Consider the following 6,252-nt stretch of genomic DNA (forward strand, 5'->3'; position numbering starts at 1 on the left):
CGGTTGACACCAACCCGCATCTTACCACAGGTTCGCAGGCGGCGGGCCGCAGATAGGCGGCGCGCCTGAGGGAAGGGTCGATGGGGGACATGACCGCCGAGCCGTCGATGGAAGTTAATCAATAAGATTGATGTTCGATGACAAGACGGGTGGTTGGCGCAAGAGTGGCGCGTTTGAGCGATGGGCTAATTGCTTGTAGGCTAATTATTATCCAGTCATCTCTCGTAAAGCTTTGAACTAGACGACTATCAGATAAGAATCCAACGTCGCGGGCTTAGAATCAGAACTCGTTGGTCCTAGCTAGAAGATGAGGGTGGCGGCGAGGAAGATGGCAGAGAAGAAGACCGTGGGATAGCGGTCGCAGCGAATAGCGACAGAGTGCCAGTCTTTCAGCCGCTCGAACATGATCTTGATGCGACCACGACGCCTGTGGCGGCGCTTTTCGTATCTTACCGGCTCGTTGCGCGATCTGCGACTCGGTACAGGGCTGGATGCCCTTGGCCTGCAGAGCGTCCCTGAACGGCGTCGTAGCCGCGGTCGCCGAGCAGCCACTGCGCCTTCGGCAGATCGTCCAGCAGCGCTGCCGCGCCGGTGTAGTCGCTGATCTGGCCCGCCGTTATAAAGAAGCTGAAGGGCCGCCCGTCTGCATCGCTGACGGCGTGCAGCTTAATGTTCATGCGTAAGCGGTGTGCTCGCTCCACCCTGCGGGGATGAGGAGCGGCTGCGAGTCCATGCTGATAGACGAGCATACGCCGGTTGGAGCTCTGTCGGGGTCAAGGCACGGGGCTAACCCGGGGCCGATCCGACGTATCGAAATCCTGATCGGCGTCGGCCGTTGCCGCAGTTTCGGTGTAGAGGAGAAGCTGGCGCTGCTGGCGCAGATGGAGGGCTGCGCCAACATCAGCGAGCTGGCGCTTCGCCACGATCTGAGGCCGTCGCAGCTGTTTATCTGGCGGCGCGAGCTGCGCTACGCGGCGAAGGTGGTGCAGGCTGCTGTGCCCGAGCCGATGTCGTGCCGGCGGTGGTCGCGCCCGAGCCGGTCGCGGTGGGGGCACCCGTGCCCAGGAAGCGAGTAGGACGTTCACTTTCGGCGGCAGCGGTCGAGCTTATCATCGACGGCGTGACGGTAAAGATCGCACGAGGTGCCGACGCTGGCGTGATCGGGGCGGTAATCGACGCGTTGAAGAGCCGGTGGTCAGCCCCGGAGCGGAGGCCCGAGTGCTGGCGGTGACCAGGCCGGTGGATTTCGGCAAGGGCGCGGACTCGCTCGCGGCGTTGGTGAAGGCGCAACATGGTGCCAACCCGTTCTCAGGCGTGGTATACGTGTTCCGCGCAAAGCGTGCCGACCGGATCAAGCTTGTCTGGTTGGACGGGATCGGACTGTGGCTGATGGCCAAGCGCCGTGCCTTTCGCGGACCGGTCATCCAGGACGGCGTCATGCGCTGACCGCGGCGCAATTCGGGGGGCGCTGGTGGAGGGACTGGATTGACGGCGGGGGCGTGGCGGCCGTCGCCCGATCGCCCCGCAACTCGCCGGTTGACGGCGTGTGTGCCCGCTGATTCACTCCGGGGATGCTGGTCGAGGCCGACCTCCCGACGACCCCGCGCTGCTCCGGGCGATGCTGGTCGCGGCCCGCGGCGAGATCGCCCAGTAGCAGGCGCTTATCGCGGATCTGGAGGACGCGGGTACCGACCCCCAGGCGGAGATCGAGCGGCTGACCACGATTACCACCGCGTTCCAGCGCCACCGGTTCGTCGCACGGTCCAAGCAACTTGATCCCGATCAGCTGGCGCTCGCACTCGAGGAGCTCGACGCGGCGGTGGCCCGCGTGCGCGCCGAAGCGGACGCGACTGGCGGCAAGCCCAGGGCATCTCGGGTCCGCGACGCCAACTGCGGTTGTCTGCCCACTCATCTTGACCGCGTCGAGCAGGTTTCGGTGTAGAGAGCAAGGCCTGCGCCTGCTGCGGCGGCGTTCTTCACGTCATCGGCGAGGACGTATCCGAGTGGCTCGACGTCGTCCCGACCACCTTCCGCGTGCTGGTGATCCGTAGCCCTCGCTACGGCTGCGACACCTGCGAGGCGGCACATGTCTAGGTGCCCGCGTCGGCGCGCATCGTAGAGGGCGGGCTGCCGACGAAAGCGTTGATCGCGTATGTGTTGCCCGCAAAGTAAGCCGCCCACTGCCGCTATACCGACAAGCTCAGATCTCCGCCCGCCAGGGCGTCAATTTGGACCGCTCCACGCTGGCGGACTGGGTCGGCCGTGCCGCTTGGTGGCTGACGCCACTGCACGACCACCTGCTTACCGACCTGGAGCGCAGCCCAAGGCTGTTCGCCGACGAGACCACCGTGCCCGTGCTCGATCCCGGGCGCAGGCGGACCAAGACTGGCCAGCTCTGGACCTATGCCCGCGATGACCGGCCGTGGGGTGGCATCGACCCCGCCGAGCACCTTCGGGGCTTTACCGGCGTGCTCCATGTGGATAGCTGTGCTGGCTATTTCGCCTTCGGTCAGTCCAACCAAGTCCGGTTGGCCTTCTGCCGGGCGCATGTACGGCGCGGCTTCTACGAGGTCGTCGCCTCGCGCCCGGTCGCGGCTGAGGTGCTGGTCCGCATCGCGCAGCTCTACGCGATCGAGCAGGAGATACTTGGCCAGGTGCCTGACGAGCGCCGCGCCGCGCGGCAGCAGCGCAGCGCTCTCTTGGTCGGAGCCTCTGCCGGTTCCTGGAGACCAGCCTCGCCCGCGCCAACGGCACGGGTAAGCTCGCCGAGGCGATCCGCTACGCGCTAGGCCGCTGGGGCGGGCTCTGCCGGTTCCTCGACGACGGTCGAGTCGAGATCGACTCCAACACCGTCGAACGCTCGATCCGCCCGCTGGCTCTCAACCGCAAGAGCGCGCTGTTCGCAGGCTCCAATCAGGGCGGCGATCATTGGGCGGTCATCGCCTTACTCGTCGAGATCTGCATGCTGAACCGCGTTGATCCGTAGGCCTGGCTCTCCGCCACGCTCACGCGCCTCGTTGCCGGGTACCCCGCGTCCGCGCTCGATCAGTTCATGCCATGGACCAGCGCACGCGCCGTGGCGTGAGAACACCGCTTACGTGCATGGCGCCTTTGGTGCGGCCGATCAGCCGCCCAAGGTTTCCTTATAAACGGCAGGCTCAATGCCGGGCGGTGTGCTCAGGTAAGTCGCATAGATCATGTCGATCCTGAGTTCGGCATCCGCGGCAGCCAGCCCCTCCATCATGCAAAGAAGACCACCCGTTCACCCCACCAGTTTCACCGGTCGTAGAGCGTCTTATGCGGCCCGTAGGCGCTGGGCATGTCATGCCATCCCAATCCGTTTCGGTGGCGAACACGATGCCGCTCAGCACACGGCGATCATCGACCCGGGCTTCCCATGGCTTTTGGGAAAGAACGGCTGCAGCCGCTCCACCTCCCCGTCCGTCAGCTAAAACAGGTCGCCTATCCCGGTCTCCTTACGGAGCCTAAATCAGATCGTTGCTCTCCTAATCAACGGTCCTGACCCTAGAATGGTCACCCCGCCCGATGCTCGCTCTTCACCCAGCGCACCGTCCCCGACGAGGCGCGCATCACCACCGTATCGGTGAACACGCGGCCGCCCTTGCGCTTGACCCCCGCCAGCAGTGAGCCGTCGGTGACCCCGGTCGCCGCGAAGATGCAATCGCCGCGCGCCAGCTCGGTCAGGTCGTATTGCTTGTCGAGGTCGGTGACGCCCCATTTCGCCGCCCGCCCACGCTCGTCGTCGTTGCGGAACAGCAGCCGCCCCTTGAACTGCCCGCCGACGCAGCGCAGCGCCGCCGCCGCCAGCACGCCCTCGGGCGCGCCGCCCGAGCCTAGATAGATGTCGATCGTCGTGTCCGGATCGGTGGTGGCGATCACCCCGGCGACGTCACCGTCGCCGATCAGCATGATGCCGCAGCCTAGCTCGCGCAGCTCCGCAATCAGCGCCTGGTGGCGCGGCCGGTCGAGGACGCAGGCGATGATCTCGTGCGGGGCGACGCCCTTGGCTTCGGCGACCGCGCGGACATTCTCGCTCGGCGAGCGATCGAGGTCGATGATCCCCTCGGGATAGCCCGGCCCGACCGCCAGCTTGTCCATATAGACGTCGGGCGCGTTCAGCAGGCCGCCTTCCTCCGCGATCGCCAGCACCGCCAGGCTGTTGGGGCCGGCGGTCGCGCAGATCGTGGTGCCTTCGAGTGGATCGAGCGCGATGTCGATCTTGGGCCCCTTGCCGATCGCGCTGCCGACCTTTTCGCCGATGAACAGCATCGGGGCCTCGTCGCGCTCGCCCTCGCCGATCACCACCGTGCCGTCCATGTAGAGCGAGTTCAGCGCCTCGCGCATCGCCTCGACCGCGGCGGCGTCGGCCGCCTTCTCGTCGCCGCGCCCGACCAAGGTGGAGGCGGCGATCGCGGCGGCTTCGGTGACGCGCACCATCTCCAGAACCAGTACGCGGTCGAGGACCTGGCTGGCGGCGGCGGTGGTCATGCGGTTCCCCTCTGAAATCTTGATCGGCGGTAGGCGGCGACCGCGACGCTGTCGAGGCGGTCAGTCCCTCAAAAGATCGTTGATGCTCGTCTTGGACCGGGTCTGCGCATCCACCCGCTTGACGATCACCGCGCAATACAGGCCGAGATTGCCGCCGGTCGAACCGGGGACGACCACAGCACAGGGCGGCACCTCGCCCTTGAACACCTCGCCGGTCTGGCGGTCGATGATCTTGGTCGACGCGCCCAGATAGACGCCCATCGACAGCACCGCCCCCTCGCCGACGCGCACGCCCTCGGCGACTTCGGAGCGAGCACCGATGAACGCGCCATCGCCGATGATCACCGGGTCGGCCTGGAGCGGTTCCAGCACGCCGCCGATGCCGGCCCCGCCCGACAGATGGACGTTGCGGCCGATCTGCGCGCAGCTGCCGACCGTCGCCCAGGTGTCGACCATCGTGCCTTCGCCGACATAGGCGCCGATGTTGACGAAGCTGGGCATCAGGATCGCGCCGCGGCCGACGAACGCGCCGCGCCGGACGATGCTGCCGGGAACGGCGCGGAAGCCAGCGGCCCGGAACTCGGCCTCGCTCCAGCCGGAGAATTTGGAAGGCACCTTGTCGAACCAATGGCCGGAGCCCGGCCCATTGTCGATTAGGACGTTATCGTTGAGGCGGAAGCTCAGCAGCACCGCCTTTTTCAGCCACTGATTGACCCGCCAGCCCTCCCCCTCGGGTTCCGCCACCCGCGCCTCGCCGGCGTCGAGCAGCGCCAGCGCCGCCTCGACCGCGTCGCGCACCTCGCCCCTGGTATCGAAGCCCAGCTCGGCGCGGTTCTCCCAGGCGGCATCGATGATGGCAGCGAGATCGGTCATTGGTCCTCCAGGATGGCGTGCAGCCAATGGATCAAGTCGTGAGTGGCGAAGTCGATATGGTCGCGGGCGGCGTCGCCCTCCCGACCACGAGCCTGTTCGGAGCCGTTGTCGACCCACAGGGTCGTCATGCCGATCGCCTTGGCGGGCAGGAGGTTGCGCGCCATGTCGTCGGCGAACAGACTGGCTTTGGGGTCGATCCCGAACGCGGCGCAAAGGCCGGCATAGGCGCTCGCCGCCGGCTTAGGCACCAGCCCCATCGCGTGCACGTCGTGCACCGCCTCGAAACTGTCGCTTAACCCCAACCGCGCCAGGATCCTGTTGGCATAAGGAGCATCGCCGTTGGTGAACACCAGCTTGCGCCCCGGCAGCCGCGCGATCGCGGCGGCGAGCGGCGCATCCTCGTCCAGCACGTCCATCTCGATGTCGTGGACGTAGTTGAGGAAATGATGGGGATCGACATGGTGCTCGCGCATCAACCCGGCCAGCGTCGTGCCATGATCGAGGAAATAGCCCTTCTGGAGCCGGTGCGCCTCAGCCGGCTCGACCCCGAGCAGGTCGCCGATATAGGCGGTCATGCGCGCGTCGATCTGGCCGAAGAGGTTAATCTTCGAGGAATAAAGCGTGTTGTCGAGATCGAAAATCCAGTTGCGGATCGGCTGGAGACGCGCAAGCATGATGGGGAGCCTGTAGGCGGCGGGTCGGCGGCGGGCAAGGCGAGTTGCGGCGCTGGCGAGGCGCGCCGAAACGGGCGGTCGGGATAACCGGCAAAGGGGGGTAGCGGCATGACGAGGCTCGGCACGGCAGGATCGTTGCGCGGCGTGGCGCTGGCCGGGCTGGCGATGCTGGCTGCCTGCGGCGGCGGTGGCGGCG

General features: G+C 66.5%; 7 protein-coding genes and 3 pseudogenes. 5 read left to right on the forward strand and 5 right to left on the reverse strand.

Annotated elements, in window-relative coordinates; all coding sequences use genetic code 11:
• Positions 1-300: 300 nt before the first annotated feature.
• Positions 301-677, reverse strand: a pseudogene (locus HUU96_RS09535) (transposase); the annotation flags it as partial.
• Positions 678-731: 54 nt separating this feature from the next.
• On the opposite strand from HUU96_RS09535, the gene HUU96_RS09540 reads away from it, so the two are divergent.
• The 5 genes and pseudogenes from HUU96_RS09540 to tnpC all read left to right on the forward strand — a co-directional run bounded on the left by HUU96_RS09540 (position 732) and on the right by tnpC (position 2,986).
• Complete coding sequence (locus HUU96_RS09540) at positions 732-1,076, forward strand: transposase (protein ID WP_174292586.1); 345 nt, start codon at positions 732-734, stop codon at positions 1,074-1,076.
• Between the two features lie 142 nt (positions 1,077-1,218).
• Entirely contained in the window at positions 1,219-1,446 is a 228-nt protein-coding gene (gene tnpB / locus HUU96_RS09545; RefSeq protein ID WP_174292587.1) for an IS66 family insertion sequence element accessory protein TnpB, read from the forward strand.
• Between the two features lie 277 nt (positions 1,447-1,723).
• Positions 1,724-1,942 carry a transposase gene (locus HUU96_RS15330; protein WP_368039761.1) on the forward strand — a complete coding sequence of 73 codons (219 nt, stop codon included), beginning with the start codon at positions 1,724-1,726 and terminating at the stop codon, positions 1,940-1,942.
• Positions 1,943-1,983: 41 nt separating this feature from the next.
• Positions 1,984-2,094, forward strand: coding sequence for an IS66 family transposase zinc-finger binding domain-containing protein (locus HUU96_RS15335; RefSeq protein ID WP_368039762.1), 111 nt, complete (start codon positions 1,984-1,986; stop codon positions 2,092-2,094).
• 110 nt (positions 2,095-2,204) lie between these two features.
• Positions 2,205-2,986 (forward strand): annotated as a pseudogene (gene tnpC / locus HUU96_RS15340) (IS66 family transposase).
• Positions 2,987-3,098: 112 nt separating this feature from the next.
• On the opposite strand, the pseudogene HUU96_RS15125 reads toward tnpC, so the two are convergent.
• The 4 genes and pseudogenes from HUU96_RS15125 to HUU96_RS09565 all read right to left on the reverse strand — a co-directional run.
• Positions 3,099-3,448 (reverse strand): annotated as a pseudogene (locus HUU96_RS15125) (transposase); the annotation flags it as partial.
• An 86-nt stretch (positions 3,449-3,534) separates the two neighbouring features.
• On the reverse strand, positions 3,535-4,509 hold the full coding sequence (glpX, locus tag HUU96_RS09555; protein WP_174292588.1) for a class II fructose-bisphosphatase: 975 nt from the start codon (positions 4,507-4,509) through the stop codon (positions 3,535-3,537).
• A 60-nt stretch (positions 4,510-4,569) separates the two neighbouring features.
• Positions 4,570-5,382 (reverse strand): 2,3,4,5-tetrahydropyridine-2,6-dicarboxylate N-succinyltransferase, encoded by an 813-nt coding sequence (gene dapD, locus HUU96_RS09560; RefSeq protein ID WP_174292589.1) that lies wholly within the window; start codon positions 5,380-5,382, stop codon positions 4,570-4,572.
• The gene (locus HUU96_RS09565) at positions 5,379-6,056 is read right to left on the reverse strand and encodes a pyrimidine 5'-nucleotidase (protein ID WP_174292590.1); all 678 of its coding nucleotides are present in this window, start codon (positions 6,054-6,056) and stop codon (positions 5,379-5,381) included. The genes dapD and HUU96_RS09565 overlap by 4 nt, the downstream gene beginning before the upstream one ends.
• Between the last annotated feature and the right edge of the window lie 196 nt (positions 6,057-6,252).

The organism is Sphingomonas bacterium (genome assembly GCF_903644135.1).
In the GTDB taxonomy this organism is placed as follows: domain Bacteria; phylum Pseudomonadota; class Alphaproteobacteria; order Sphingomonadales; family Sphingomonadaceae; genus Sphingomonas.